The sequence below is a fragment of the Pseudomonas sp. CROZ-RG-20F-R04-15 genome, assembly GCF_022662375.1.
Lineage (GTDB): Bacteria > Pseudomonadota > Gammaproteobacteria > Pseudomonadales > Pseudomonadaceae > Aquipseudomonas.
In genome coordinates this window covers 658249-683380 of record NZ_JAKNQL010000001.1, presented here as the reverse complement: position 1 = coordinate 683380, position 25132 = coordinate 658249, and the positions used below count along the sequence as shown (strand labels likewise).

Sequence of the window (25132 nt, the reverse complement as noted above, 5' to 3'; positions counted from 1 at the left end):
TCGCTGAGGCTCAGTGTTCCCTCGCTACGGTGTCCATCCGGGGGCATCGCCTACGGTTTGCTTCGCTGCACCTCCTCTCGATGAATGCGGCTGCGCCGCACGGCGCTGCGCGCCTACCCCCGGATGGACACCTACGCTCGGCCTGCCGATGGGGCGAAAAATCAAAAGCCGAAGCAAGATCAAAAGCCAGATCAAAGCCCCTCACCCTAGCCCTCTCCCGGAGGGAGAGGGGACTGATCTAGGTGTTTGGGAGAGGTACGCCGACGTGCGATATCGCGTTGAACTCAGATTCTGAAAGGCTCACAAATCGGCTCCCTCTCCCTCGGGAGAGGGCCGGGGTGAGGGGCAGCAACAACGCAAATCAAAAGCCGAACACCCGCGCTCTTCACCACTCAATAGGCCGAGTGTCAGCTCGCCTGCTCTTGATCTTGATCTTGATCCACGGGCGACATCGGCAGGCTGAGCGGAGGGATTGATCCGGGCGTGGGAGCGCAGCGACCGTTTGGCGCAGCCAAACACAGCGAGAGGAGGTGCAGCGCAGCAAACCGTAGGCGCTGCGCCCGGATCGATCCCGGAGCGAAGGAACCCCGAGCCCCAGCGAGCGGGCCGAACGCAGGAGCAAGCCTTTTGGGTTACCTTTTCGGCGTTTGGAAAAGGTGACCCGCCGTAAGGGCGGAACCCTAAGCAGCCGTTACCGCAGCAACGGATATTCACAAAGCACACCCACAACATGGTCGGCCCACAGGCCGCCAAGGCAAAAAAAAGGGGCAACCGAAGTCGCCCCAAAATGCCTTGCGTGCTCATCAATCCAGAAGAATCACTTCTTGCGCTTATTCGCATCCTTCCAGATAAAAAATCCAAACCCTGCAAAAAACAGAACCATCAGCCCTACAGTCAGGACCCCGGCAAACACCACGTTATCGAAAAACATGACTGGCCTCCTGGCCCCTGCTCTGCTGCGATGGACCTAAGTTACCAAACACACAGACGCACAAATTGACCGGGATCAATACCAGCAAGGAAGGGAGATAAAGGAGGGGAATTAAATGACCTGCATCAAAGGATGCAGGGGCAGATCAACGCTTTTTCGGCTTGTTCTTCGACTTTTTCCTGGTTTTTCCCAGCGGCATCGCCTGCTCGAAGGCCTGGCGCACTTCGTTCAGGCGCTTCTCTTTTATGTCATGCACCCGCTTCGCGCGCTCAGTGCTGAGGTCGATCAGTTTGTCGTCTTGGCTCATGGCATTCAGTACATCGCAGTAAAGGATCACAACTGCCACATCACCGGCAGGACCGCGTCAATAATGCAACGTCACACCAGCGCTGACCAGCCGAAGATCAGATCTCGATATCGACCCACAAGCCCTGACGCGGCTGATCTTCCATCAGCGGCACCACCGGCACAGTATTGTCGGCGTTGAGTTCGGTGCCCGGCACGGCCAGATGCTCTTCGGGGTCTTCGTCAGCCTCACGGCGGCGGCGATCACGCTCTTGCTGGCGACGCTGTTCTTCGCGCGCCAGCAATCGGTCCTCTTCCGGATCGCGCTTTTGCAGATCGATCGTGCTTTCGTTGGAGCTTTCCTGCACCGGCACCACCGGAGGAATGTCCGGCCGCTGGCGGATCGGATCCTGCTGGGAAGTGATCGGCACAGCGCTCAGGGGGAGCATCGGTGGCAACATATAAAGGGTCTCCTGTCTGCAGGCTATCGGCTGCGGCAAAGGCGCCTTGAGCCATCCGTCGTAAATCTGTGACGCATTTGGCAGCCTGCATGAGCTGCCGCAGGCTGCGATCTTTATCAGACAGCTCAAACCTCAAGGGTTCTCAAAGATCAAAAGATCGCAGCCTTCGGCAGCTCCTACCCAGTAATCTTTGGCCCTGAAGCCCTCATTCCGTTAAGATAGCCCGCTTTTTCAAGGTGGGAGTCAGGCAGCATGGCGCAGCAGTATCAACCGGGGCAACGCTGGATCAGTGACAGCGAAGCAGAGCTTGGTTTAGGCACCGTTCTGGCACAGGACGGCCGCTTGTTGACCGTGCTTTACCCGGCCACTGGCGAAACCCGCCAGTACGCGCTACGGAATGCGCCCCTGACCCGCGTGCGGTTCTCGCCGGGTGACAGCATCACCCACTTCGAAGGCTGGAAGATGACCGTGCAGCAAGTCGACGATGTCGATGGGCTGATGGTCTATCACGGTCTCAACGGGCAGAACGAAGCCGTCACCCTGCCGGAAACCCAGCTGTCGAACTTCATTCAGTTCCGTCTGGCCAGCGACCGTCTGTTCGCCGGGCAGATCGACCCGCTGGCGTGGTTCTCGCTGCGTTACAACACCCTCGAACACACCAGCCGCCAGCTGCAATCTTCGCTCTGGGGCCTGGGTGGTGTGCGTGCGCAACCGATCGCGCATCAATTGCACATCGCCCGTGAAGTCGCCGACCGTATCGCGCCACGTGTATTGCTGGCGGACGAAGTGGGTCTGGGTAAAACCATCGAAGCCGGTCTGGTGATCCATCGCCAACTGCTCTCGGGCCGCGCCAGCCGCGTGCTGATCCTCGTCCCGGAAAACCTTCAGCACCAGTGGCTGGTGGAAATGCGCCGCCGCTTCAACCTGCAGGTCGCGCTGTTCGACGAAGAACGCTTTATCGAAAGCGATGCCAGCAACCCGTTCGAAGACACCCAACTGGCGCTGGTAGCGCTGGAATGGCTGGTCGACGACGAGAAGGCGCAGGACGCACTGTTCGCTGCCGGCTGGGATCTGCTGGTGGTCGACGAAGCGCACCACCTGGTCTGGCACGAAGAAAAGGCCAGCCCGGAATACACCCTGGTCGAGCAACTGGCGGAAACCATCCCGGGCGTGTTGCTGCTCACCGCGACACCGGAACAGCTCGGTCAGGACAGCCACTTCGCCCGTCTGCGCCTGCTCGATCCAAACCGTTTCCACGACCTGGCTGCGTTCCGCGCCGAGAGCGAAAACTATCGCCCGGTAGCCGAAGCCGTGCAGGAACTGCTCGACAAGGGCCGTCTCTCGGCCAAGGCACACAAGACCATTCAGGGTTTCCTCGGCAACGAAGGCGAAGCCTTGCTCACTGCGGTCAACGATGGAGACACCGAAGCCAGTGCCCGCCTCGTGCGCGAACTGCTCGATCGCCACGGCACCGGCCGCGTGCTGTTCCGTAACACCCGCGCCGCCGTGCAGGGTTTCCCGGAGCGCAAACTGCACCCGTACCCGCTGCCGTGCCCGGACGAATACCTCGAACTGCCGCTCGGCGAACACACCGAGCTGTACCCGGAAGTCAGCTTCCAGGCGCAGCCGGACGCCAGCGAAGAAGAACGCTGGTGGAAATTCGACCCGCGCGTCGAGTGGCTGATCGATCAGCTGAAAATGCTCAAACGCACCAAAGTGCTGGTGATCTGCGCCCACGCCGAAACCGCGATGGATCTAGAGGACGCCCTGCGCGTGCGTTCCGGCATCCCGGCGACGGTGTTCCATGAAGGCATGAACATCCTTGAGCGTGACCGCGCCGCCGCCTACTTCGCGGATGAAGAGTTTGGCGCACAAGTGCTGATCTGCTCGGAAATCGGCAGTGAAGGTCGCAACTTCCAGTTCGCTCATCACCTGGTGCTGTTCGATCTGCCGTCGCACCCGGACCTGCTCGAGCAGCGTATCGGTCGACTCGACCGAATCGGCCAGAAGCACATCATCGAACTGCATGTGCCGTACCTGGAAACCAGCCCGCAAGAGCGCCTGTTCCAGTGGTACCACGAAGCGCTGAACGCGTTCCTCAACACTTGCCCGACCGGCAACGCCTTGCAGCATCAGTTCGGCCCGCGCCTGCTGCCGCTGCTCGAAGAGGCTGACGACGGCGAGTGGCAAGCGCTGATCGACGAAGCGCGCACCGAGCGCGAGCGTCTGGAAGCCGAGCTGCACACCGGCCGTGACCGCCTGCTGGAGCTCAACTCCGGCGGCGCGGGCGAAGGTGAAGCGCTGGTCGAGGACATTCTTGAGCAAGACGATCAGTTCGCCCTGCCGATCTACATGGAAACCCTGTTCGACGCATTCGGCATCGACAGCGAAGACCATTCGGAAAACGCCCTGATCCTCAAGCCGAGCGAGAAGATGCTCGACGCCAGTTTCCCGCTGGGCGACGACGAAGGCGTGACCATCACTTACGACCGCAATCAGGCGCTGTCGCGCGAAGACATGCAGTTCATCACCTGGGAACACCCGATGGTGCAGGGTGGCATGGACCTGGTGCTGTCCGGTTCGATGGGCAACACCGCTGTCGCACTGATCAAGAACAAGGCGTTGAAGCCGGGCACCGTTTTGCTGGAACTGCTGTATGTCAGCGAAGTGGTTGCACCGCGTTCGCTGCAACTGGGCCGTTACCTGCCGCCGGCCGCCCTGCGCTGCCTGCTCGATGCCAACGGCAACGACCTGTCGGCTCGCGTCTCGTTTGAAACCCTGAACGACCAGCTGGAAAGCGTGCCACGTGCCAGCGCCAACAAGTTCATCCAGGCCCAGCGCGATCAGCTGACGCCACGGATCAACGCCGGTGAAGACAAGATCGCCCCACGTCACGCCGAGCGCGTGGCCGAGGCCCGTCGCCGTCTGGCGGCCGACACCGACGAAGAACTGGCGCGCCTGACTGCGTTGCAGGCGGTCAACCCGACCGTGCGTGACAGCGAACTGGATGCGTTGCGCACGCAACGTGAGCAGGGTCTGGCGATGCTGGACAAGGCTGCGTTGCGTCTGGAAGCGATTCGGGTGTTGGTGGCGGGCTAAACCGCCCTGCTCCCCAGCGCTGAAAACAAGAAGGCCCGCAGCGATGCGGGCCTTTTTGTTTGCCGCAGATCGTTCCCACGCTCTGCGTGGGAATGCTTCAGGGGACGCTCCGCGTTCCAGCTCCGGAAAGGGACGCAGAGCGTCCCGGGCTGCATTCCCACGCAGAGCGTGGGAACGATCATCATGCCGTCGCTACCGCAACCTCTGGCTCAACCACCGCCACCAACCCCTCCTTCATCCGCTGCGCATCGCGCACAAAACACCGCGCCGCCAGAAACAGAAACACCATGGTCAAAAACAGCGCCACCGGAATCAGGTACATAGCATCGTGCAGCCCGACAGCCTTGAACGCCTCGGTCATCTGCTCAGCCCCCGCCGCCAGCATCGCCGTGTGCGCAAAATGATCCGACAGGCCACCGACCACCACCGGTCCCAAACCACCGCCGAGCAAATACAACCCGGCAAAGAACAACGCCATCGCCGTCGCCCGCAAACGCGGTTCGACCACGTCTTGAATCGCCGTATAAACGCAGGTGTAGAAGTTGTAGGCAAACAGCCAGCCGACGCTGAACACCGCGACAAACACGCCAATCTCGATCCGCCCCGAATGCAGCGCCCATGCCGTGCACAAGGTCGAGATAATCAGGCTGAACGCCGCGAACAACAGCCGCCCATTGGCCACACGCTGGTGAATCTTGTCAGCAATCCAGCCACCCAGCGTCAACCCAACCAGCCCGGTCACGCCAACGATCATGCCGGTGGCCACCGCCGCTTCCTGCAACGGCATTAGGAAATAGCGCTGCAGCATCGGCACCAGAAACGAGTTGCAGGCATAGGTCGCGAAGTTGAAGCACAGCCCAGCCAGCACCAGCCAGAGAAAGGTCGGCACTGCCAGAATCCGCCGGATCGGTCTGTCGACTTTTTCTTGGGAGACTTGCACGGTTTCCGCCGCGCCACGCTTCGGTTCCTTAATGAAGAACATGAAGATCGCGAGGATCAGCCCCGGTACCGCCGCAATGAAGAATGGCGCACGCCAGCTATCAAACGCCTTGACCATGGCGCCGATGGTGAAGAACGCCAGCAACAGCCCCAGCGGCAGACCGAGCATGAAAATCCCCATGGCCCGCGCCCGGCGGTGTGCTGGAAACAGGTCACCAATCAGCGAGTTGGCCGCTGGCGCATAACTGGCTTCGCCGATACCGATGCCCATGCGCACGATCAGGAAACTCCAGAAACTGCCGACCAGACCGTTAACCGCCGTCAGCGCGCTCCACGTCGCCAGGCCCCAGCCCATCAGTTTGCTGCGCGAACCGGTATCGGCCATCCGCCCCAGCGGCAATCCGGCGATGGCGTAAACAATGGTGAAGGCGGTGCCGACGATCCCCAGTTGAAAGTCGCTGAGGTGCCATTCCATGCGGATCGGCTCGATGATGATCGCCGGAATGGTGCGGTCGAAGAAGTTGAACAGGTTGGCAAGGAACAGCAGGAACAGAATGCGCCAGGCATTCGCCGCTTGGGTCGAGTTCTGCATGGGTCCGTCTCTTTATTGTTATAGGGCTTCACTGCCAACGCATCCGAGCCCGGAACCTGCAATCTAGTCAGCCATGACGGGGCTGTCTGTGATCATTCGTCTGCCTGATATCGGGCCATGGCACTGTAACGAAACGTAAGCCCTTGATAACGCTTGAATCCCCCGAAAACCGGGGCTTTTGCGGCAAAACCTTGCCACAAAAAAATAGTTTCACGCCCCCCTTCCCAACGCCGTGGCGAAGCCTAGAATAGCCGCCGGATCCGTCCGGATCTCCCGATCAATCCCTTTGATACCCCCGTCCATGTCCGAAGTCAGTCCGTGTCTGAATTGCGGTGCCTGTTGTTCCCATTTCCGTGTGTCTTTTTTCTGGGGTGAGTGCGCTTCCTCCGGCGGCACCGTGCCTGATGAACTGGTCACGCAGATCAGTCCGAGCCGGGTGGCGATGAACGGCACCGACTGCAAATCGCCACGCTGCACGGCGTTGGAAGGCGAAGTCGGCAGCGAGGTGAAGTGCTCGATTTATGAATTGCGCTCCAGCCCCTGCCGCGAATTCGAATCGTCATGGGAAAACGGCGAACAGAATGTCGATTGCGACAAGGCTCGCGCGCGTTTCGGCTTGCCGCCGCTGCAACCGGACTGGGCGCAAATCCCTTTCGAACAGATCGCCTGAGCCGTTAGCGCCAATCGCTATGACGCTAATGCCGAAATCATTAGCGCCAATGTGCCACTACCCCTTGCACGGCAAAAACCGCCTCTATACTCCAGTCATTCGCCTGCGTTCACCGCGCAGTCAGGACGACTTCAGAGACGGGGCATGCTATGGAGTGGCTTGGTTTGCAGTTTGTTACCGAGCTGCCGGAGAGCGGGCAGGTCATTTTAGATTGCACACATAATCCCTTGCTGGTGCTGGTCGCCTATCTGGTTGCCTGCGCCGCGAGTTTTGCCACACTCGATATGGCCGAGCGGGTCGGCCATGCCGAAGATCAGCACTCGCAACGGCTGTGGCGCTGGATCGGCGCGACCTGCCTGGCCGGCGGCATCTGGGCCATGCACTTCATCGGCATGCTGGCGTTCCAGGCGCCGATCGAGATCCACTACGACCTGCCCATCACCCTGTTTTCCCTGCTGATCGCCCTGCTCGCCTCGTGGCTGGCCATGCACACACTGAGCGAAGCGCAGCCAAACCTGGTGCACTACCTGAAAACCGCCATCGTTATTGGTCTGGGCATTGCCGGCATGCATTACGTCGGCATGGCGGCGATGGAGTCGAGCGCCACCGCTTATTACCAACCGACGCTGTTCGTGCTGTCGATCGCCATCGCCATCGGCGCCAGTTTCGCCGCCCTGTGGGTGGCCGGTTATCTGCGTGAAGGCAGCGGCCTGGTCCATCAGATGCTCAAGTACAGCGCCGCCCTGATCCTCGGTGCCGGCATCTTCAGCATGCACTTCACCGGGATGGCGGCGCTGAAACTGGTCCTGCCGGCAAACAGCCTGCCGTCGATTGCCACCGAAACCAGCCACCTGCAATTGGGCCTTACGGTCGCGCTGATTATCTTGCTGATCCTTGGCAGTGCAATCAGCGCGGCACTGGCCGACAAGAAACTGCAAAACAAGGAACACGACCTGCGCCGGGTCAATGCCCTGCTCAGCCAGCTCGATCAGGCGCGCATGTCGCTGCAACAAGTGGCCAACTACGATGCACTGACTAACTTGATCAACCGACGCGGGTTCAACCAGATCTTCGCCGAAAAACTTAGTCAGAAAACCAGCGAAGGCGGCATGCTCGCGGTGATGTTTCTCGACATCGACCACTTCAAACGTATCAATGACAGCCTCGGCCACGACGCCGGTGACGAACTGCTCAAGGTCATCGCCCAGCACATCAAAAGCTCGGTGCGCAGCCATGAAGACGTGGTCGCGCGCTTCGGCGGCGACGAGTTCTGCATCCTCATCAGCCTGCATGACCGCGAGGAAGCCCGCAACATGGCCCAGCGCATCATGCTCAAGATGAAAGAGCCGATCGAACTGGCCGGGCGGCGCATGGTGATGACCACCAGCATTGGCATCAGCCTGTTCCCGGAAGACGGCACCACCTGCGAAGAACTGCTCAAGCACGCCGATCTGGCGCTGTATCAATCCAAAGGCGCCGGACGCAACGGCCTGCACTTTTTCAATTCCAACCTGAAAAACCGCGCGACCCTGGAACTGCAACTCGAAGAAGAGCTGCGCCACGCCTTGCGCGAAGAAAACGGCCTGATGCTGTATTACCAGCCAATCTTCGAACTCAAGACCGGGCGGGTGACCAAACTTGAGGCGCTGATTCGCTGGCAGCATCCGCTGCATGGTTTGCTGACCCCGGACCGCTTTATTGCCATTGCCGAAAACAACGGCCTGATCGCCGAACTGGACAACTGGGTGCTGCGTCGTGCCTGCAAGGATCTGGGAGAGTTGTCACGGCATGGCTGCGAAGAACTGAAAATCGCCTGGAACTGCTCGCCGCTCAACCTCGCCCGGGAAGAACTGGCCATCGAAATCGAAGGTGCGTTGCGCACCGCCGGGGTCGCACCGGAACGTCTGGAACTGGAAGTCACCGAAAATGCGCTGATGGGCAACATCGCCAACACCCTGGTACTGCTGCGGCAGATCCGTGCCCTCGGTGTATCACTGTCGATTGATGATTTCGGCACCGGTTATTCTTCGCTGGCCTATCTCAAGCGCCTGCCTCTGAACACGCTGAAAATCGACCGCTCGTTCATCCTCGACATTCCCACGGCCACGGCGGACATGGAGATCGTCCAGGCGATCATCGTCATGGCGCACACCCTGCATTTGCAGGTGGTCACCGAAGGCGTGGAAAGCCTGGAGCAATACGAGTTTCTTGAACGCTCGGGCTGCGACTTCATTCAGGGTTACCTGCTCAGCCGCCCCGTACCGCTGGACGAACTACGCCCGGTGCTGGCAGAAATCAATCAGCGCAAACATTCACATGCGGTCAATCCGTTGATTCTGGCGCGCGGTACATTTGCACCAGTGTCGCTGGATCCTTCGCCAAATAGCCTTGCGCCCCATGCAGGCGCATCAGTTGTGCGGCCAATCCGCTGATTGGTGTCGCCGAGCCTTGTTCGCGGGAGAATTTCACGGCGGTGTCGAGATCCTTGAGCAAGGTGCGCACGTGCCACTTGATCGGTTCGAAACGGCTTTCGGCCATTTGCGGCGCCAGAATCTGCAACGGTTTCGAATCGGCGAAACCGCCGGCCAACGCTTCGGCGATCAGGCTGGCATCGACGCCGGCCTGCTCGGCCAGCGCCACCACTTCGGCGATCACCAGCGCATTGCAGGCAACGATCATCTGATTGCAGGCCTTGGTCACCTGACCGGCACCGATGCCGCCCATGTGCGTGACCCGCTGACCGAGGCTGAGTAGCACCGGGCGCACGCGTTCAAGATCTGCCGCAGCGCCGCCGACCATGATTGCCAGACTACCGGCCTCGGCGCCGACCACACCGCCGGACACGGGTGAATCCAGCCAGGACATGCCGGTTTTCTCCAGCAGTTGCGCCGCCATCTCGCGAGTGGCCGTCGGTTCAAGGCTGGAAAAATCCACCAGCAACTGGCCTTTTTTCGCCCCGTCGGCGACACCGGCCGGACCGAACACGACTTCGCGCACCACCGTCGTATCGGCCAGACACAACATCAGCACATCGGCGTGTTCGCACAGTTCAGCGGGGCTCGCTACCTGCCGGGCACCGGCTTCGACCAGTGGCGCGCACTTGGCCGGGTTGCGATTCCACACCGTCAGCGGGTAACCCGCCGCCAACAGACGCCGGCACATGGGCAGGCCCATCAGACCGATTCCGGCGAACCCCAACGAAGGTAGCGTTGACATCATTTTGCCTCTTTTCGATTAAAGATCGCCGAATAATGGCCGATTCATCAACGATCAGGAAAGGATTCCCCCCAGCGACAGTCAGGCCAAAACCCTGGCGCTCGGGCTCAATACGCGCAAATAAAAGACGCGAGATCTTATTCCGTGAGGTTCGCAGGCATTGGCCCGCGAGCCAACCCAGTCCAGGTATATGGCGCACAATGACTTCTAAAAACAATCCCGCCACTGCGGTATCCGATCTGACTTTGAGCCCCGCCGCCAACAGCCCGTCATCGCCGAAGCCATTGCTCCCGTCGCGCCCGCTGTCGACTCAGCAATACCTGTACTTCACCGAAACCAACACCGACCGCATCCTCGACAACCTCGACGGCCTGCGTGATCTGGTGTTCCCGCGCCCGCCGCACCTGGAAGGCGACAACGAACAGCACAACGATCAGGAATTCCCCTCGGTGTGCCTGATCGGCCTCGGTCGCTGCGGCTCGAACATCGCCCTCGATGTCGCGGAACTGGTGTACAACGCGCGCAAGTTCTACCTCAACGAATTCAACAACGAAGACCGTGCGGCAGATCGCCGACTGGCCGACAAGGGTTACAGCCCGGCGCAGTGGATCAAGAACAACCTGCGCATCGGCCCGAACAAATCGACCAAACCAGTGTTTCTGGTCGAACCGCTAGTGATGCTCGGCGACCTCGACAAGGACATCGCCGGGCGCATCCGTTTCTCGCGCAAAGGCGAGAAAAGCGGCTTCCTGCGCGACTACAGCAAAATGAAGATCATGGACTTGTCCGAAGTCCACGCCGGTGGCGCCGGTAACGCGCCGATCCTCGGCCAGTACCTGGCGAAGATCATCCTCAACAAGGACACCCAGCGTTTCTCCAGCCCTGACTGGAAAATGATCCACTCGTACCTGATCGACAGCTGCGGCATCAAAGCCAACCAGTCGCGCCTGTACTTCTCGATCTTCAGTGCCGGCGGCGGTACCGGTTCCGGCATGGCCTCGGAATTCGGCCTGGCCCAGCAGCACTCGTACATGAACAAAACGTTCGACACCAAGCCGATGGACGAGCATGACGGCAAGAGCGGTCATTCGTTTGTGTTCGAGCCGATCTTCACCAGCGGCATCTGCGTACTGCCGAACATTTCCGATCACCGCAGCGAAATGTCCGAGGCGCTGCACATCAACGCCGGTCGCCTGCTGTGCAAATACCTTTCGGAAGAATGGGATTTCTCTTACAACTTCGCTAACGAAGACAGCAGCGAAGCCAGCGTCATGGGGCGTATCCGCCCATGGAACGCGATGATGTTGATCTCCAACGACATCATGCGTTACGCCGAAGAGAGCGATGACGGCAACATCCAGAACATTGATGTCAATGCGATGGAAAAGCACGCCAACCAGTACATCTCCCAGCAGATCTTCAACATTCTGACGGCGCAGGCAGTCACCACTGACTACGACCAGAACTACTTCCGCCGCGCCGGCATCGACATCGGCGAGACCATCCGCCTCGACGCCAACGACCTGTTCATGAGCCTCGCCGGCCCGGTGGCAATTGCCTACGCCGAATCGGTGGTGCCGGAAACCCCGCCGCCGAGCAGCGACAAATTCAAGGTGTTCGACAAAGAGCCACAGCGTCTGAACATTGATGACCTGTTCTTCCGCTCAATCGATCTGCCGCACTTCAACAAAGTGACGCAGGCGATCGAAGGGATCAGCCTGTTGCCGATCGAGTCCAAGCGCTATCGCGCTTCGCTTGAGCAGTACAAGAATTCCGGCTACGACGCCGCCGCGCTGCACGACCTGCACTTCTTCAAGAACTGCTCATCGGTGGTGTCGATCGTCTCGCTGCCGAAAGACTACAAGCTGTCGTACATGGACCTGAACCGGTTGAAGACTCACCTCAACAGCCTGTTCCCCAACACCACGCTCAAGCGCTATGCGCTGGTGATCGGCGCATCGGCCAACCTGTCGCTGACCACCCTGATCGCCAAGAGCCCGTGCCTGTCGGACGACTTCCTGACTTTGATCGTGGCGTTCATCAAGCGCTGCTTCGCGAAGAACCCGTACCGTTTCGACGAGACCCTGGACAACTCGATCCTCGATTTCATCATCAACGAAGAGTTCGACGAAGACCGTATCGACGACCTGCTCAACGAGTTCGAGAACCCGGCGAAGATCCTTGATACCAACTGGTACGCGATCAAACCGATGTACGAGAAGAAGTACCGCGAGCTGATCAACGACAAAGAGAAGTTTGTCTCGATCAACGACATTCGTTTGTCGCGCGATTGCGTGAAGAAGTCGATCAAGTATCTGCGCGAGATTTACCGTCACCGGATTGGCAAGACCAAGGTTATTTCGCTGAATAACCATACCGGGAAGTCGTTCACGGTCTGACCGAAGACCGAGTCGCCCCTTTCGCGAGCAAGCTCGCTCCCACATTTGGAATGCGTTCCCCCTGTGGGAGCGAGCTTGCTCGCGAAGGGGCCGGCACATTCACTGAAGATTTCAACCTTTCCAATATCCAGAAACAATTAAGCAGCCGTTAGGCTGCTTACTAAACTGTTCCCGTTACGTTTACGTCACCGTGAGCCCACCTACGCTTGTGGTGTTTCTCTACGGCAACGTGCCATCACGCTACTCGGCTACACACTTTTCGCTGACGTCCGTCCGCACCATCAAGGTGCAGCACCAGAAGCGCCTGCCCTTTCCTGGATCAGAATCCACGGCGAAACCACCACCGCCCAGAGCTGCGGATCGCGTTCGAAAAGATCCAGCGCCCGCGTCTCAGACAGCTTGGCGACTTTGTCTTCAGCCAGCCAGGCAGCCACTTTCTCGCCCTCATCCGACGCCACGGCCTCGGCGGCGGCGATCAAATCAAGGCTCGGGTCGACCCACAATAGGGCACCCTTGGCGAAGAACGGCTCCAACTCTTTCCAGGTAATCGATGCGGTTTCACCAAGCAGCTTGGCATAGAGGGTGCTAGGTTCTTGATTCATGGGTGCTGTCCGGAAAAGAAATCGACGCGAATAATAACGTTGGTGGTCCGCCAGCAAAACCCGGTTGCAAATGGCTGTACCGAACGAAAAGAGCAGGAACGCCAAGGAATGCTGCTGATTGGGATATATGCCCACGAACGCCCCGCCGCAATTCTGTCTTTTTCATTCAAAAATGCGACACCCCGAAGTTTTGCCCCTCGGCGCCCGCTTCCCAGGCTGACAACCGGCGCTCTACACTGTACCGGTACAGTTGCCGGGGGCATTTCCGGAGGGTATCGCAAAGATATCTGACCCGGTTCTGCTGCTACGGCGCCAGAACTCAAAAAAATTACAACAGTAAGAGTGGAGCACTATGACTAAGGCTACTAAGCAGATTTCCAAACTGTTTGCCGCTATGGTTCTGGCCGGGGTTGCCAGCCATTCGTTCGCAGCTGACACCATCAAAATCGGTATCGCCGGTCCTAAAACCGGTCCAGTAGCCCAGTACGGCGACATGCAGTTCAGCGGCGCGAAAATGGCCATTGAGCAAATCAACGCCAAGGGCGGCGTCGACGGCAAGAAACTCGAAGCCGTTGAATACGACGATGCCTGCGATCCGAAACAAGCGGTAGCGGTCGCGAACAAGGTCGTCAACGACGGCGTCAAGTTCGTCGTCGGTCACCTGTGCTCCAGCTCCACTCAACCGGCTTCGGACATTTACGAAGACGAAGGCGTGATCATGATCACCCCGGCTGCCACCAGCCCGGACATCACCGCCCGTGGTTACAAAATGGTCTTCCGCACCATCGGTCTGGACAGCGCCCAGGGCCCTGCCGCCGGTAACTACATTGCCGATCACGTGAAACCGAAAATCGTTGCCGTCCTGCACGACAAGCAACAATACGGTGAAGGCATCGCCACCGCCGTTAAAGCGACCCTCGAGAAGAAAGGCACCAAAGTTGCCGTGTTCGAAGGCGTCAACGCCGGCGACAAGGACTTCTCCTCGATCATCGCCAAACTCAAGCAAGCCAACGTCGACTTCGTTTACTACGGCGGCTACCACCCGGAGCTGGGCCTGATCCTGCGTCAGTCGGCCGAAAAAGGCCTGAAAGCCAAGTTCATGGGTCCGGAAGGCGTGGGTAACGACTCGATTTCGCAGATCGCCAAAGACGCTTCCGAAGGTCTGCTGGTAACCCTGCCGAAATCCTTCGACCAGGATCCGGCCAACATCGCCCTGGCGGATGCATTCAAGGCGAAGAAAGAAGATCCGAGCGGCCCGTTCGTGTTCCCTTCCTACTCGGCGGTTGAAGTGATTGCCGGCGGTATCACCGCGGCCAAATCCGAAGACCCGGCCAAAGTGGCCGAAGCCATTCACGCTGGCACCTTCAAAACCCCTACCGGCGACCTGAGCTTCGACGCCAAGGGCGACCTGAAGGACTTCAAATTTGTGGTTTACGAGTGGCACTTCGGCAAACCGAAAACTGAAGTATCCCCACAGTAAGGCGCTGCCTGACTGACTGCCAATAAAGCCCACGGCGTGCCGTGGGCTTTGTTTTACGAATGTATGGGCCGCGCTGGCGTGATCCGCCAGTCTCCCCACCTGAAAATCTCAAAACCGTCATCAGCGGTTCGCTGGCAAAACCCGGATTCGAAGTGGATATAGATCCACGGGGCCGGGCGGGAAAATGACTCCACCAGTGAAATGCGTATCAGGTTTTTAGGAGCGTTGTAATGCCTGACCTCTATCACTTCTTCCAGCAGCTGGTTAATGGTCTGACCATTGGCAGCACGTATGCCCTGATTGCCATCGGCTATACGATGGTTTACGGCATCATTGGAATGATCAACTTCGCCCACGGCGAGGTGTACATGATCGGTTCCTACGTGGCGTTCATCGCCATCGCCGGGCTGGCCATGATGGGAATCGATAACGTCCCGCTGTTGATGACCGCCGCCTTCATCGCGAGCATCGTCGTCACCAGTTCATACGGGTACAGCATCGAACGGATCGCCTACCGCCCCTTGCGCGGCAGCAACCGTCTGATTCCACTGATTTCCGCCATCGGCATGTCGATCTTCCTGCAGAACACGGTTCTGCTGGCGCAAGACTCCAAGGACAAATCCATCCCCAACCTGATCCCCGGGAACATTTCCTTCGGGCCAGGTGGCGCACATGAAGTGCTGATTTCCTACATGCAAATCGTGGTGTTCGTGGTGACCCTGGTCGCCATGCTCGGCCTGACGCTGTTCATCTCTCGCTCTCGCCTGGGTCGCGCCTGCCGCGCCTGCGCCGAAGACATCAAGATGGCCAACCTGCTCGGCATCAACACCAACAACATCATCGCCCTGACCTTCGTCATTGGTGCTGCGCTGGCGGCCATCGCGGCCGTGCTGCTGAGCATGCAATACGGCGTGATCAACCCGAACGCCGGTTTCCTCGTCGGCCTCAAAGCCTTCACCGCTGCGGTACTCGGCGGCATCGGCAGCATCCCCGGCGCCATGCTCGGCGGGTTGGTGCTGGGGGTGGCGGAAGCGTTTGGTGCCGATATCTTCGGCGACCAGTACAAGGACGTCGTGGCTTTCGGCTTGTTGGTTCTGGTGCTGTTGTTCCGTCCGACCGGCATTCTGGGCCGTCCGGAGGTTGAGAAAGTATGACTAGGAATCTTAAACAGGCACTCTTCAGTGCGCTCTTGGTTTGGGCAGTTGCGTATCCTGTGCTCGGACTGAAACTGACCATCGTCGGCATCAATCTTGAAGTGCACAACACCAGCCCGATGATTCTGGCGACCATCGCCATCTGCTCGGTGCTGATGTTCCTGCGGGTGCTGTTCAACCAGCAGATCAGCAAGGCGTGGAAATCCTCGCCGGGCCTGCCGTTGATTCCGGCCAAGGCCAGTAACTTCCTGACCCTGCCGACCACGCAACGCTACTTCATCATTGCGCTGATCATTGGTGCGCTGGTGTGGCCGTTCTTCGGCTCGCGGGGCGCGGTGGACATCGCCACGCTGATCCTGATCTACGTGATGCTCGGCCTCGGTCTGAACATCGTCGTCGGTCTGGCCGGTCTGCTCGACCTCGGTTACGTCGGCTTCTACGCCGTCGGCGCCTACAGCTACGCGCTGCTGTCGCACTACTACGGCTTGAGCTTCTGGATATGCCTGCCGATTGCCGGCCTGATGGCGGCGACGTTCGGCTTCCTGCTGGGCTTCCCGGTGTTGCGTTTGCGCGGTGACTATCTGGCGATCGTGACCCTCGGCTTCGGCGAGATCATCCGTCTGTTCCTGCGTAACCTGACCGACATCACTGGCGGTCCGAACGGCATCAGCAACATCGAGAAACCGACGTTCTTCGGCCTGACTTTCGAACGTAAGGCAGCGGAAGGCATGCAGACCTTTCACGAATACTTCGGCCTGCAATACAACTCGATCAACAAGGTGATTTTCCTCTACCTCGTGGCCCTGTTGCTGGCGCTGGCAGCACTGTTCGTCATCAACCGCCTGCTGCGCATGCCGATCGGCCGTGCGTGGGAAGCGCTGCGTGAGGATGAAATTGCCTGCCGTGCTCTGGGTCTGAATCCGACGATCATCAAGCTGTCCGCGTTCACCCTCGGCGCTGCGTTCGCCGGTTTCGCCGGTAGCTTCTTCGCCGCCCGTCAGGGTCTGGTGACACCGGAGTCGTTCACCTTCATCGAGTCGGCGATCATCCTCGCCATCGTCGTATTGGGTGGCATGGGCTCGCAGTTGGGTGTGATTCTGGCCGCTGTGGTAATGATCCTGCTGCCGGAAATGATGCGTGAGTTCAGCGAGTACCGCATGTTGATGTTCGGTGCCCTGATGGTATTGATGATGATTTGGCGTCCACAAGGTCTGCTGCCGATGCAACGCCCACACATGGAGTTGCGAAAATGAGCCGCGAGATCTTGAAAGTTGAGAACCTGAGCATGCGCTTCGGCGGCTTGCTCGCAGTCAACGGCGTGGCCCTGACCGTCAAAGAGAAGCAAGTGGTTGCACTGATCGGGCCCAACGGCGCCGGCAAGACCACCGTGTTCAACTGCCTGACCGGTTTCTATCAGCCAACCGGCGGTAGCATTCTTTTGGACGGCGAGCCGATTCAAGGCCTGCCGGGCCACAAGATCGCCCTCAAAGGCGTGGTGCGCACCTTCCAGAACGTGCGTTTGTTCAAGGACATGACGGCGGTCGAGAACCTGTTGATCGCCCAGCACCGTCACTTGAACACGAACTTCCTGGCCGGCCTGTTCAAGACCCCGGCGTTCCGCAAAAGCGAGCGCGAGGCCATGGAGTTTGCCGAGTACTGGCTGGAAAAGGTCAACCTGAAAGAGTTCGCCAACCGTACCGCCGGCACCCTGGCTTACGGTCAGCAACGACGTCTGGAAATCGCTCGCTGCATGATGACCCGTCCACGGATCCTCATGCTCGACGAACCGGCCGCCGGCCTGAACCCGAAAGAAACCGAAGACCTCAAGGCGCTGATCGGCGTGCTGCGTGAAGAGCACAACGTCACCGTGCTGCTGATCGAGCACGACATGAAACTGGTCATGAGTATTTCCGACCACATCGTCGTGATCAACCAGGGCACGCCACTGGCCGACGGCACGCCGGAACAGATCCGCGACAATCCTGAAGTGATCAAAGCCTACCTGGGGGAAGCGTAAATGCTGCAGTTCGAAAACGTTTCCACCTTCTACGGCAAGATCCAGGCCCTGCACAGCGTCAACGTCGAAGTCCGTCAGGGCGAGATCGTGACCCTGATCGGCGCCAACGGTGCCGGCAAGTCGACGCTGCTGATGACGCTCTGCGGTTCGCCGCAAGCGCATAGCGGCAGCATCCGCTACATGGGTGAGGAACTGGTCGGCCAGGAGTCGTCGCAGATCATGCGCAAAAGCATCGCGGTGGTGCCGGAAGGTCGTCGGGTGTTCGCCCGTCTGACCGTTGAGGAAAATCTGTCCATGGGCGGTTTCTTCACCGACAAGGGCGATTATCAGGAGCAAATGGACAAGGTTCTCGGCCTGTTCCCGCGCCTGAAAGAACGCTTCAACCAGCGCGGCGGCACCATGTCCGGCGGCGAACAGCAAATGCTCGCCATCGGCCGGGCGCTGATGAGCAAGCCGAAACTGCTGCTGCTCGACGAGCCGTCGCTGGGCCTGGCACCGATCATCATCCAGCAGATCTTCGATATCATCGAACAGCTGCGCAAGGACGGGGTGACGGTGTTCCTGGTCGAGCAGAACGCCAACCAGGCGCTGAAAATCGCCGACCGCGCCTACGTTCTGGAAAACGGCCGCGTAGTCATGCAAGGCACCGGTGAAGCACTGCTGACCGACCCGAAAGTACGCGAGGCGTACCTCGGTGGTTGATGTGTGTCGCTGAACAACAAAACGGCCTGCGGGCCGTTTTTTTTCCTCCGCCAATCCTGGATTCACCACAATTCCCCTGTGGGAGCGAGCCTGCTCGCGAAGAGGGAGTATCAGTCAGCACATTTGCTGAATGACACACCGCTTTCGCGAGCAGGCTCGCTCCCACAATGGAGAGTTGTAGCGACCGCTTAGTACGGGTTGCAGTGCTGTGCTACCGCTGTAGCCTGATCGACATACGGACGCGCCGGCTCAAGGTTCCACTCCGGCTTGTTGCGCACAGGCTTACCGTCATAGGTAGCCGCGAGGTGGCAGACCATCTGCCGCCGCAACGACCCACCATTGACGCTGTACTGCCGCCACTGCTGATCGTCTTTGTGCTTGTTGTACAACTCGGCAAACATCCGGTCGGTCTGGTCATCCTTGATCGCGCGTCCGCAAGCGGTCGGCACCACCGAAAGCGACCAGGTGTTCGGCCCCAGTTTCGGATCGGGGCGTTGTACCCAGGTGCTCGATTCGATGTACTTCTCACAGAACTGCGGCGCCGCTGGCGTCGCGGTCTGGATGCACGAGAAGCTGGCCTTGGCGACCGGGGTTTTCGGGAAGTCGATCTTGATGATGTTGCGATCCTTGCCAGTCTTGGCCTTGTAGTCGCGCTGATTGGCCATGGCATCGTTCAAACCGCGCTGGTCACTGTAGAAAAACGCCAGAATCGGCAGTTCATCGGTTTTCGGATTGCCTAACCGCAGCTCGGTCTGGGTTTGAAACTCGCGACTGTTGATGACTTTGCGCGCGCCCATGAAGTTGCGAAAAGCATCGACCCGCTCCTTGCTGCTCATCGGATTGCGCATATTGAAGCCGCACTGCAACTGATCCTGCTGCCGGTTGTTGTTGAATTGGGTGAAGTGCGCAACCCAGGCATTCGGGCTGGCAATCGGTGGTTTCATCGCCTGGCAAACGGCTTCGGCCGGCGCAGTGTTTTTGTTGTCGCCACAACCCCGGTCATTGCGATAGTCGGTCCAAGCGTCATTGGGAAAGGCGCAATAGACATGCACCGGCGTCTCGGGATCACGCACCAGATCCCTTGGCGTAATCAGGTAACCGTTCTGCGTGCTCATGCCGGGATCTTCATAACTGATGCCGTCGGCGCGCATGAATGAAGCGGCAAACGTCCCCAGTTCCACGGCTTTCGGACTGGGATTCCATACATCCCATTTCTGCCCTTTGGCCGGATCCGCCCGGTGCGTACCGCGCACCAGCAACCCGGAACAGTCGGATGCGGGATCCTGCCCGCAACTATCGACAGTCTTGTTGTACAACGTTTCGACCTTTTTCAGCGTCTCGTCACATGACTCCGCATAAGCCCAGGTGGCCTGTACCAGCAGTGGCAACAGCAGCAATGGGGCGATCCTGTTCAACCGTTTTCTCATGGCTTGCATCTCCTTGATTAGCCAAACACACCTTCAACGCGGGACGGGATTGCACCCCGCTGCCCGAGTCTCGCTGGCCGACACCGCCGGGCGAAACGGCTCGAGATTCCATGGCGTCTTGGTGCGGTAATTGACCAGGACGCAGCTCAATTGCTGACGCATGCTGCCGACGGATTTTTCATTGTCACGCCAGTTGCTGTCGGCCCCTTTGAGGGCGAACAACTGATCGTACAAAGCCCCGAGTTGCTCGTTGGGCAATGCTCGACCTGCCGCTGTGGGCACCACGCTCAAGCTCCACTCATCCTTGCGCGTGCCGGGGTCGTAACGCTTGATCCAATTGGCCGAGGCGATGTAGTTGGGTGCCGGCACAACGGGCGTCGGCTGTACGCCGCCGACCATCATTGGCTCGATCACCTGATCAGCCGCAACGTAGCTGAAACGCTGCTCGGGCGGCTTGGTGAAATCCAGTCGCAGGATCGGCACGCTGTAACCTTGCGCGTGGAGTTTTTTCTGGAAGTTGCGTGCGCTGTTCAGGCCGTTTTCCGGTTTCGGCGGGGCCTGATCACCGCGCGTGGCGAAGTTCTGCGTGCTGTTGACGTTGTAGATGAAGGCATCGATGTATTTCATGTTTTCGCTGCCATCGTTGGTCGCTGTGGCGTTCTTCAACATGAACTCGTTGACCTGGGCACTGAAGGCAAAAGGGTCTTTGTTGGTGGTGTTTGGCCGCGACTCGTGGACGCGGATCATCGCCTTCCAGTCGCTGGTTTTTTCCGCATTCCATGAGCACTGACCGTACTGGATCGGCCCTTTCATCAGACCGGTGTATTTCTGTGTCCACTGCTCGGCGGTGCTGACCCCGGCTTCGGCGCAGGTGCCATAGGCCAGCGCGGCATTGCGGTTGTTCATCGTGCCCTGAGCCGCACGCGGCGGTTCGCGGCTGTCGAAAAAGCCGCAGCCATACCATTTACGCTCAGGCCCGGTGCCGCCATCGAAGGCGTAGATGCAGGTGAAGCCCTGCTCCTTGACCGGCAAGCTCAAGGCCGCCGCATCGGTGGGGGTACGCAGGATGAAACCGGCCGGATGAATGAGGATTCGCGTGCTCAGATCCTTGCGGATCCACGAGTACGAGGTCGCGCCAATCCTGATCGCGTAAGGGCTGTAATCCCAAGGATTGAAGGGCCCGTCGTTGACCATGCGCAAGGTCACGCCACTGCAATAGTAGAGGCCGCGTGCAGCACCGGTGTCGGGCTCCTCGCAAGCATCCTTGAGAGTGTTGTAGTTGAGGTTGATGCGTTTGAGGGTGTCCTGCGGGTCGGAGACTGTCTGGGCCGACACCGATCCGAACCACAAGGGGAACGTGCAGGCCAGGGCAAACAATGATATCCGGTGCGATAGCACAGCTGAAATCGAGCGATCCTTTTTCATGAGATACCGTCCTGGTAAATCAGCCCGGGCAAAGGGGCCTTCGAGTTGACTATAGAACACGCCCGCCAGCACGCATGAAACTGTGCAGGAGCTGATGTGCGTTTTTTCTGAAAAAGATTTGGCGGGGCTGTAACGCATCGCCATGAGCTTTCTCTAGTGGGGTAAGCAAGCACAAACCGCTTGTAAAAACCCTGAACAAGACTGGAGAAACATCATGACTGCTACCACCCGCACCCTGTCCGCCACCGCCCTGGTTCTGGCCCTCGGCTCGGCCTTGAGCATCGCCGCCGTGTCCACCGCCCATGCCGCTGACGCCGACATGGAGAAATGCTTCGGCGTGGCCATGAAAGGTCACAACGATTGCGCCGCAGGTGCAGGCACTACCTGTGCCGGCACGGCGAAAATGGACTATCAGGCCAACGCCTGGAAACTCGTTCCGAAAGGCACCTGCGCCACCACTGAAAGCAAAACCTCGCCGACCGGTTTCGGCCAGATGGAAGCGTTCAAAGCCAAGTCCTGATCCGCGATCTGCCTGAGTGACGATCATGCTCACAATCAATGACCATGCCCCCTCCTGCACTCAGGCAGCCCTCACCGGGCTTGCGCCCCGTGCCGGGCTGGGGCTCAAGACCGGGCACTTCCGTGAAGTGCTCGGTTCACATCCGGACATCGGTTTCTTCGAAGTCCACGCCGAAAACTACATGGTCGACGGCGGTCCGTTTCATCATTTTCTCGGTTTGATCCGCGAGCAGTATCCGCTATCGCTACACGGTGTCGGCTTGTCCATCGGCGCTGAAGGGCCGCTGGATCAGCAGCATCTCAAGCGCCTTGCCGAGTTGATCGAACGCTATCAACCACACTCTTTTTCCGAACACCTGGCCTGGTCGAGCCATGGCCCGGTGTTTCTCAATGATCTGCTGCCGCTGGCCTATGACACGCCGACGCTGAACCGCGTCTGTGAGCATATCGACCAGGTGCAAACCAGCCTCAAGCGCCCCATGCTGCTGGAGAATCCGGCAACCTATCTGGCGTTTCAGCACTCGACTATCGATGAGCCTGAATTCATCGCCGAGGTCGTCCGCCGCAGCGGCTGCGGTTTGCTGCTGGACGTCAATAATGTCTACGTTTCTTGCGTGAATCATCAGCGTGATCCGTTGGCGTATCTCGATGCCCTGCCGCTACACGCGGTGGGCGAAATTCATCTGGCCGGGTTTGCCGAAGATTGCGACAGCCTCGGCGACCGTTTGCTGATCGATGATCATGGCGCGCCCATCGATCAAGCCGTCTGGAGTTTGTACCGGCAAGTACTGCAGCGCATCGGCCCGATAGCGACGCTGATCGAACGCGACAATCAGGTGCCGGCGTTTGCGGTGCTGCTGGCCGAAGCCCAGCACGCCGATGAGTTGCTGATGTGCGCCGGGAGTCAGTCATGAGTACTCAAGCAGCGTTCAGCGCTGCGCTGCTCGATGTGCGACTACCCTGCCCCGATGGCCTCTGCAGCCCCAACGGTGCAGATCCCGGGAGCCGTTTTTCGGTGTATCGCAACAACGTGCAGGGCTCACTGATCAATGCGCTGGCGGACAGTTACCCGGTGGTTGTGCAATTGACAGGCGAGGAGTTTTTCCGTGCCATGGCCGCCGTTTTCGTACAGGAACAACCGCCACAAAATCCGTTGATGAACCGTTATGGCGAAGCGTTCGCGGACTTCATTGCCGCGTTTGAACCGGCCGCCAGCGTGCCATATCTGGCGGACGTGGCACGCCTTGAACACCTGCGCACTTGCGCCTATCACGCCGCTGACGCCACTGCGGTGCGGCCGGAGCACATCACTGCCGCACTGACCGCCCCTCAGGCCTTGATTGACCTGCGCCTGCAACTTCACCCCTCTCTGCATCTGCTCGACTCAGCCTACGCCGTGGTTGCGATCTGGGCCGCTCATCAGCGGGACGTAACGCTGGAGCACATCGACGTCAACCACGGGCAGCACGCTCTGGTGCTGCGCAACGGTCTGGAGGTCGAGATATTTGCCCTGGAACCCGGCGCCAGCGTGTTTATTCGTCACCTGATTGCTGGCCAGCCCTTGTTGGCAGCAGCGGAAAACAGCCCGGAATTCGATCTCGGCCAAACCCTCGGCTTGCTGATCGCTCGCAACGTCATCACTCTCCTGAACAACAAGGAACTGCCATGAACAACCTCATCACCCGCGCCATCGCGCTGTTGGAGAAAATCCCCCACAGCCTGATCGCCTTCATTGCACGTTTCTCGATTGCAGCGGTGTTCTGGAAGTCCGGGCAGACCAAGGTCGAAGGACTGGCCATCGACCTGATCGACGGCACCTTTCAACTTGGCTGGCCGCGCTTGGCCGACTCGACCATTCCGCTGTTCAAAAGCGAGTACCACGTGCCGCTGCTGTCGCCAGAGATTGCCGCGCACATGGCCGCTTTTGCCGAGCACTTTTTTCCGCTGCTGATCCTGATCGGCTTCGCTACGCGTTTTTCGGCGTTGGCCCTGTTGGGGATGACCCTGACCATTCAACTGTTTGTGTATCCCGATGCCTATCCGACCCACGGCACCTGGGCGGCGGTGTTGCTGTACCTGATGGCGACGGGGCCGGGCAAGTTGTCGATTGATCATCTGATCGCCCGCCATTTCGCAAAATAAACAAAATCCTTGTGGGAGCGAGCCTGCTCGCGAATGCGTTAGTTCAGTCAACACATGAAGTGTCTGTGAAACCGCTTTCGCGAGCAGGCTCGCTCCCACAGGAGAATGAAGTCAGCGCTGAAGTCGATCCAGCGCTTCACCGCTGCGTTTGAACCAGCCGATCAAATAGTCCGCGAGCACCTGCGTGCGTTTCGGCAATCCGCCCTGATACGGATGCACCAGGTACATCGGCATGCGCCGGGTCTGAAAATCGCGCAGGAGCCAGCGCAATCGGCCGTCAGCCAATTCCGCTTGCAGCAGATACGAAGGCAACCGCGCAATCCCGGCGCCACTGAGCGCGGCTTTCTTCAGCAAGTTGTAATGATTGCTGGCAAACGGCCCCGATACCCGCACCCGCAACAATTCGTGCTGCTGGTGATACAGCCATTCTTCCCGTCCGCTGTAGTGGCTGTTGAGCAAGCAGCGATGCTCGGCCAGTGCCTGTGGCGTCAGCGGTTCACCGAAGCGCTCAAGATAAGACGGACTCGCGCAGGTCATTTCCTGCCAGGCCAGCAACGGTTTGGCCACCAGTCGATCGTCATTGGCCACCTCACTGCGGATCCCCAGATCAAAGCCGTCCCGTGACAGATCGCGGTAGCTGTTGTTCAACTCAAGCTCGATCTGCACCTCGGGGTATTTGTGCGAAAACTCCATCAGCAGACCATCAAAGAAGGTTTCCCCCAACGACACCGGCACCGTCATTCGTACCGGTCCAGCCATATCGTCCTTCAATCGCGCTAATGCCTGACGCGCTCTTTCCACCTGGACGACCAGCGCCTGGGCTTGCGGTAACAATGCAGCGCCGGCGGCGGTCAGGCTCAAGCGTCGAGTGGTGCGTTGCAGCAACACCACGGAAAACTGTGCTTCGAGCTGGCTGATGCGCTTGGACAACTGCCCTTTGCTACAGCCCAATTGCTGCGCGGCCAGAGTAAAACTGCCGGCTTCGATCAACACCGCGAACGCCGCCAGATCGTCCATTTCGCTCATGGATTGTTTCCAATTGAAAACCAAAGGTTGCCTATTAGTGCGCTTA

The 25132-nt window shown here is 59.2% G+C and carries 22 protein-coding genes; 13 read left to right on the top strand and 9 right to left on the bottom strand.

Annotation, left to right across the window (positions count from 1 at the left end; genetic code table 11):
• Window positions 1–817: 817 nt before the first annotated feature.
• From ccoM to L8H52_RS03060, 3 genes are all read right to left on the bottom strand, one after another.
• Window positions 818–931 carry a cytochrome c oxidase subunit CcoM gene (gene ccoM / locus L8H52_RS30410; RefSeq protein WP_003222396.1) on the bottom strand — a complete coding sequence of 38 codons (114 nt, stop codon included), beginning with the start codon at window positions 929–931 and terminating at the stop codon, window positions 818–820.
• Between the two features lie 145 nt (window positions 932–1076).
• On the bottom strand, window positions 1077–1238 hold the full coding sequence (locus tag L8H52_RS03065) for a hypothetical protein (RefSeq protein ID WP_242204695.1): 162 nt from the start codon (window positions 1236–1238) through the stop codon (window positions 1077–1079).
• Window positions 1239–1335: 97 nt separating this feature from the next.
• Window positions 1336–1677 (bottom strand): hypothetical protein, encoded by a 342-nt coding sequence (locus L8H52_RS03060; RefSeq protein WP_003222394.1) that lies wholly within the window; start codon window positions 1675–1677, stop codon window positions 1336–1338.
• Window positions 1678–1929: 252 nt separating this feature from the next.
• Here L8H52_RS03060 and rapA point away from each other — a divergent pair, with 252 nt between their 5' ends.
• Window positions 1930–4776, top strand: a complete 2847-nt coding sequence (gene rapA, locus L8H52_RS03055; protein ID WP_242204697.1) for an RNA polymerase-associated protein RapA — start codon at window positions 1930–1932, stop codon at window positions 4774–4776.
• A 181-nt stretch (window positions 4777–4957) separates the two neighbouring features.
• Here the strand turns inward: rapA and L8H52_RS03050 are convergent, their stop codons facing one another.
• The gene (locus L8H52_RS03050; protein WP_242204699.1) at window positions 4958–6307 is read right to left on the bottom strand and encodes an MFS transporter; all 1350 of its coding nucleotides are present in this window, start codon (window positions 6305–6307) and stop codon (window positions 4958–4960) included.
• 301 nt (window positions 6308–6608) lie between these two features.
• Between L8H52_RS03050 and L8H52_RS03045 the strand changes: the two genes are divergently transcribed.
• Together L8H52_RS03045 and L8H52_RS03040 are read left to right on the top strand one after the other, a co-directional pair.
• The gene (locus L8H52_RS03045; protein ID WP_053117848.1) at window positions 6609–6977 is read left to right on the top strand and encodes a YkgJ family cysteine cluster protein; all 369 of its coding nucleotides are present in this window, start codon (window positions 6609–6611) and stop codon (window positions 6975–6977) included.
• Window positions 6978–7126: 149 nt separating this feature from the next.
• Window positions 7127–9409 carry a bifunctional diguanylate cyclase/phosphodiesterase gene (locus L8H52_RS03040; RefSeq protein WP_242204701.1) on the top strand — a complete coding sequence of 761 codons (2283 nt, stop codon included), beginning with the start codon at window positions 7127–7129 and terminating at the stop codon, window positions 9407–9409.
• Here L8H52_RS03040 and L8H52_RS03035 read toward each other — a convergent pair.
• The gene (locus tag L8H52_RS03035; RefSeq protein ID WP_242204704.1) at window positions 9300–10196 is read right to left on the bottom strand and encodes an NAD(P)-dependent oxidoreductase; all 897 of its coding nucleotides are present in this window, start codon (window positions 10194–10196) and stop codon (window positions 9300–9302) included. The genes L8H52_RS03040 and L8H52_RS03035 overlap by 110 nt on opposite strands.
• Window positions 10197–10393: 197 nt before the next feature.
• On the opposite strand from L8H52_RS03035, the gene L8H52_RS03030 reads away from it, so the two are divergent.
• Window positions 10394–12592 (top strand): hypothetical protein, encoded by a 2199-nt coding sequence (locus L8H52_RS03030; protein ID WP_242204706.1) that lies wholly within the window; start codon window positions 10394–10396, stop codon window positions 12590–12592.
• A gap of 281 nt (window positions 12593–12873) precedes the next feature.
• Here L8H52_RS03030 and L8H52_RS03025 read toward each other — a convergent pair whose 3' ends face one another.
• Window positions 12874–13194: a DUF2288 domain-containing protein gene (locus L8H52_RS03025; protein WP_242204708.1), complete on the bottom strand. Its 321-nt coding sequence runs from the start codon at window positions 13192–13194 to the stop codon at window positions 12874–12876.
• 352 nt (window positions 13195–13546) lie between these two features.
• On the opposite strand from L8H52_RS03025, the gene L8H52_RS03020 reads away from it, so the two are divergent.
• The 5 genes from L8H52_RS03020 (at window position 13547) to L8H52_RS03000 (ending at window position 18547) form a co-directional block, all read left to right on the top strand.
• Window positions 13547–14674: a branched-chain amino acid ABC transporter substrate-binding protein gene (locus L8H52_RS03020; protein WP_034154998.1), complete on the top strand. Its 1128-nt coding sequence runs from the start codon at window positions 13547–13549 to the stop codon at window positions 14672–14674.
• Between the two features lie 230 nt (window positions 14675–14904).
• Complete coding sequence (gene livH, locus L8H52_RS03015) at window positions 14905–15828, top strand: high-affinity branched-chain amino acid ABC transporter permease LivH (RefSeq protein ID WP_034154997.1); 924 nt, start codon at window positions 14905–14907, stop codon at window positions 15826–15828.
• Complete coding sequence (locus tag L8H52_RS03010) at window positions 15825–17081, top strand: high-affinity branched-chain amino acid ABC transporter permease LivM (RefSeq protein ID WP_242204710.1); 1257 nt, start codon at window positions 15825–15827, stop codon at window positions 17079–17081. Before livH ends, L8H52_RS03010 begins: the two co-directional genes overlap by 4 nt.
• Window positions 17078–17845 carry a high-affinity branched-chain amino acid ABC transporter ATP-binding protein LivG gene (gene livG / locus L8H52_RS03005; RefSeq protein ID WP_041478028.1) on the top strand — a complete coding sequence of 256 codons (768 nt, stop codon included), beginning with the start codon at window positions 17078–17080 and terminating at the stop codon, window positions 17843–17845. The genes L8H52_RS03010 and livG overlap by 4 nt, the downstream gene beginning before the upstream one ends.
• Window positions 17846–18547, top strand: coding sequence for an ABC transporter ATP-binding protein (locus L8H52_RS03000; protein WP_096819507.1), 702 nt, complete (start codon window positions 17846–17848; stop codon window positions 18545–18547).
• Between the two features lie 188 nt (window positions 18548–18735).
• Here the strand turns inward: L8H52_RS03000 and L8H52_RS02995 are convergent, their stop codons facing one another.
• Entirely contained in the window at window positions 18736–19974 is a 1239-nt protein-coding gene (locus tag L8H52_RS02995; RefSeq protein WP_242204712.1) for a DUF2599 domain-containing protein, read from the bottom strand.
• Window positions 19975–20007: 33 nt separating this feature from the next.
• Window positions 20008–21399: a DUF2599 domain-containing protein gene (locus L8H52_RS02990; RefSeq protein ID WP_277930213.1), complete on the bottom strand. Its 1392-nt coding sequence runs from the start codon at window positions 21397–21399 to the stop codon at window positions 20008–20010.
• Between the two features lie 214 nt (window positions 21400–21613).
• Between L8H52_RS02990 and L8H52_RS02985 the strand changes: the two genes are divergently transcribed.
• The 4 genes from L8H52_RS02985 to L8H52_RS02970 are packed head-to-tail and all read left to right on the top strand — an operon-like array spanning window position 21614 to window position 24060.
• Window positions 21614–21919, top strand: coding sequence for a DUF2282 domain-containing protein (locus tag L8H52_RS02985; protein ID WP_242204717.1), 306 nt, complete (start codon window positions 21614–21616; stop codon window positions 21917–21919).
• 25 nt (window positions 21920–21944) lie between these two features.
• The gene (locus L8H52_RS02980; RefSeq protein ID WP_242204719.1) at window positions 21945–22832 is read left to right on the top strand and encodes a DUF692 domain-containing protein; all 888 of its coding nucleotides are present in this window, start codon (window positions 21945–21947) and stop codon (window positions 22830–22832) included.
• Window positions 22829–23587, top strand: a complete 759-nt coding sequence (locus L8H52_RS02975; RefSeq protein WP_242204721.1) for a DNA-binding domain-containing protein — start codon at window positions 22829–22831, stop codon at window positions 23585–23587. Before L8H52_RS02980 ends, L8H52_RS02975 begins: the two co-directional genes overlap by 4 nt.
• A complete protein-coding gene (locus tag L8H52_RS02970) occupies window positions 23584–24060 on the top strand; it encodes a DoxX family protein (protein WP_242204723.1) in 477 nt (158 codons plus the stop codon). The genes L8H52_RS02975 and L8H52_RS02970 overlap by 4 nt, the downstream gene beginning before the upstream one ends.
• Window positions 24061–24171: 111 nt before the next feature.
• Here the strand turns inward: L8H52_RS02970 and L8H52_RS02965 are convergent, their stop codons facing one another.
• The gene (locus L8H52_RS02965; protein WP_242204725.1) at window positions 24172–25086 is read right to left on the bottom strand and encodes a LysR family transcriptional regulator; all 915 of its coding nucleotides are present in this window, start codon (window positions 25084–25086) and stop codon (window positions 24172–24174) included.
• Window positions 25087–25132 lie beyond the last annotated feature (46 nt).

Bases quoted from the DNA above. Each gene is read 5' to 3' on its own strand.
- L8H52_RS02995 (WP_242204712.1), bottom strand. From the start codon at position 19,974: ATGAGAAAACGGTTGAACAGGATCGCCCCATTGCTGCTGTTGCCACTG.
- livG (WP_041478028.1), top strand. From the start codon at position 17,078: ATGAGCCGCGAGATCTTGAAAGTTGAGAACCTGAGCATGCGCTTCGGC.
- L8H52_RS02970 (WP_242204723.1), top strand. From the start codon at position 23,584: ATGAACAACCTCATCACCCGCGCCATCGCGCTGTTGGAGAAAATCCCC.
- L8H52_RS03030 (WP_242204706.1), top strand. From the start codon at position 10,394: ATGACTTCTAAAAACAATCCCGCCACTGCGGTATCCGATCTGACTTTG.
- L8H52_RS03025 (WP_242204708.1), bottom strand. From the start codon at position 13,194: ATGAATCAAGAACCTAGCACCCTCTATGCCAAGCTGCTTGGTGAAACC.
- L8H52_RS03020 (WP_034154998.1), top strand. From the start codon at position 13,547: ATGACTAAGGCTACTAAGCAGATTTCCAAACTGTTTGCCGCTATGGTT.
- L8H52_RS02985 (WP_242204717.1), top strand. From the start codon at position 21,614: ATGACTGCTACCACCCGCACCCTGTCCGCCACCGCCCTGGTTCTGGCC.
- L8H52_RS03050 (WP_242204699.1), bottom strand. From the start codon at position 6,307: ATGCAGAACTCGACCCAAGCGGCGAATGCCTGGCGCATTCTGTTCCTG.
- L8H52_RS03035 (WP_242204704.1), bottom strand. From the start codon at position 10,196: ATGATGTCAACGCTACCTTCGTTGGGGTTCGCCGGAATCGGTCTGATG.
- L8H52_RS03060 (WP_003222394.1), bottom strand. From the start codon at position 1,677: ATGTTGCCACCGATGCTCCCCCTGAGCGCTGTGCCGATCACTTCCCAG.
- L8H52_RS02980 (WP_242204719.1), top strand. From the start codon at position 21,945: ATGCTCACAATCAATGACCATGCCCCCTCCTGCACTCAGGCAGCCCTC.
- rapA (WP_242204697.1), top strand. From the start codon at position 1,930: ATGGCGCAGCAGTATCAACCGGGGCAACGCTGGATCAGTGACAGCGAA.
- L8H52_RS02975 (WP_242204721.1), top strand. From the start codon at position 22,829: ATGAGTACTCAAGCAGCGTTCAGCGCTGCGCTGCTCGATGTGCGACTA.
- L8H52_RS03010 (WP_242204710.1), top strand. From the start codon at position 15,825: ATGACTAGGAATCTTAAACAGGCACTCTTCAGTGCGCTCTTGGTTTGG.
- L8H52_RS03040 (WP_242204701.1), top strand. From the start codon at position 7,127: ATGGAGTGGCTTGGTTTGCAGTTTGTTACCGAGCTGCCGGAGAGCGGG.
- ccoM (WP_003222396.1), bottom strand. From the start codon at position 931: ATGTTTTTCGATAACGTGGTGTTTGCCGGGGTCCTGACTGTAGGGCTG.
- livH (WP_034154997.1), top strand. From the start codon at position 14,905: ATGCCTGACCTCTATCACTTCTTCCAGCAGCTGGTTAATGGTCTGACC.
- L8H52_RS02965 (WP_242204725.1), bottom strand. From the start codon at position 25,086: ATGAGCGAAATGGACGATCTGGCGGCGTTCGCGGTGTTGATCGAAGCC.
- L8H52_RS02990 (WP_277930213.1), bottom strand. From the start codon at position 21,399: ATGAAAAAGGATCGCTCGATTTCAGCTGTGCTATCGCACCGGATATCA.
- L8H52_RS03065 (WP_242204695.1), bottom strand. From the start codon at position 1,238: ATGAGCCAAGACGACAAACTGATCGACCTCAGCACTGAGCGCGCGAAG.
- L8H52_RS03000 (WP_096819507.1), top strand. From the start codon at position 17,846: ATGCTGCAGTTCGAAAACGTTTCCACCTTCTACGGCAAGATCCAGGCC.
- L8H52_RS03045 (WP_053117848.1), top strand. From the start codon at position 6,609: ATGTCCGAAGTCAGTCCGTGTCTGAATTGCGGTGCCTGTTGTTCCCAT.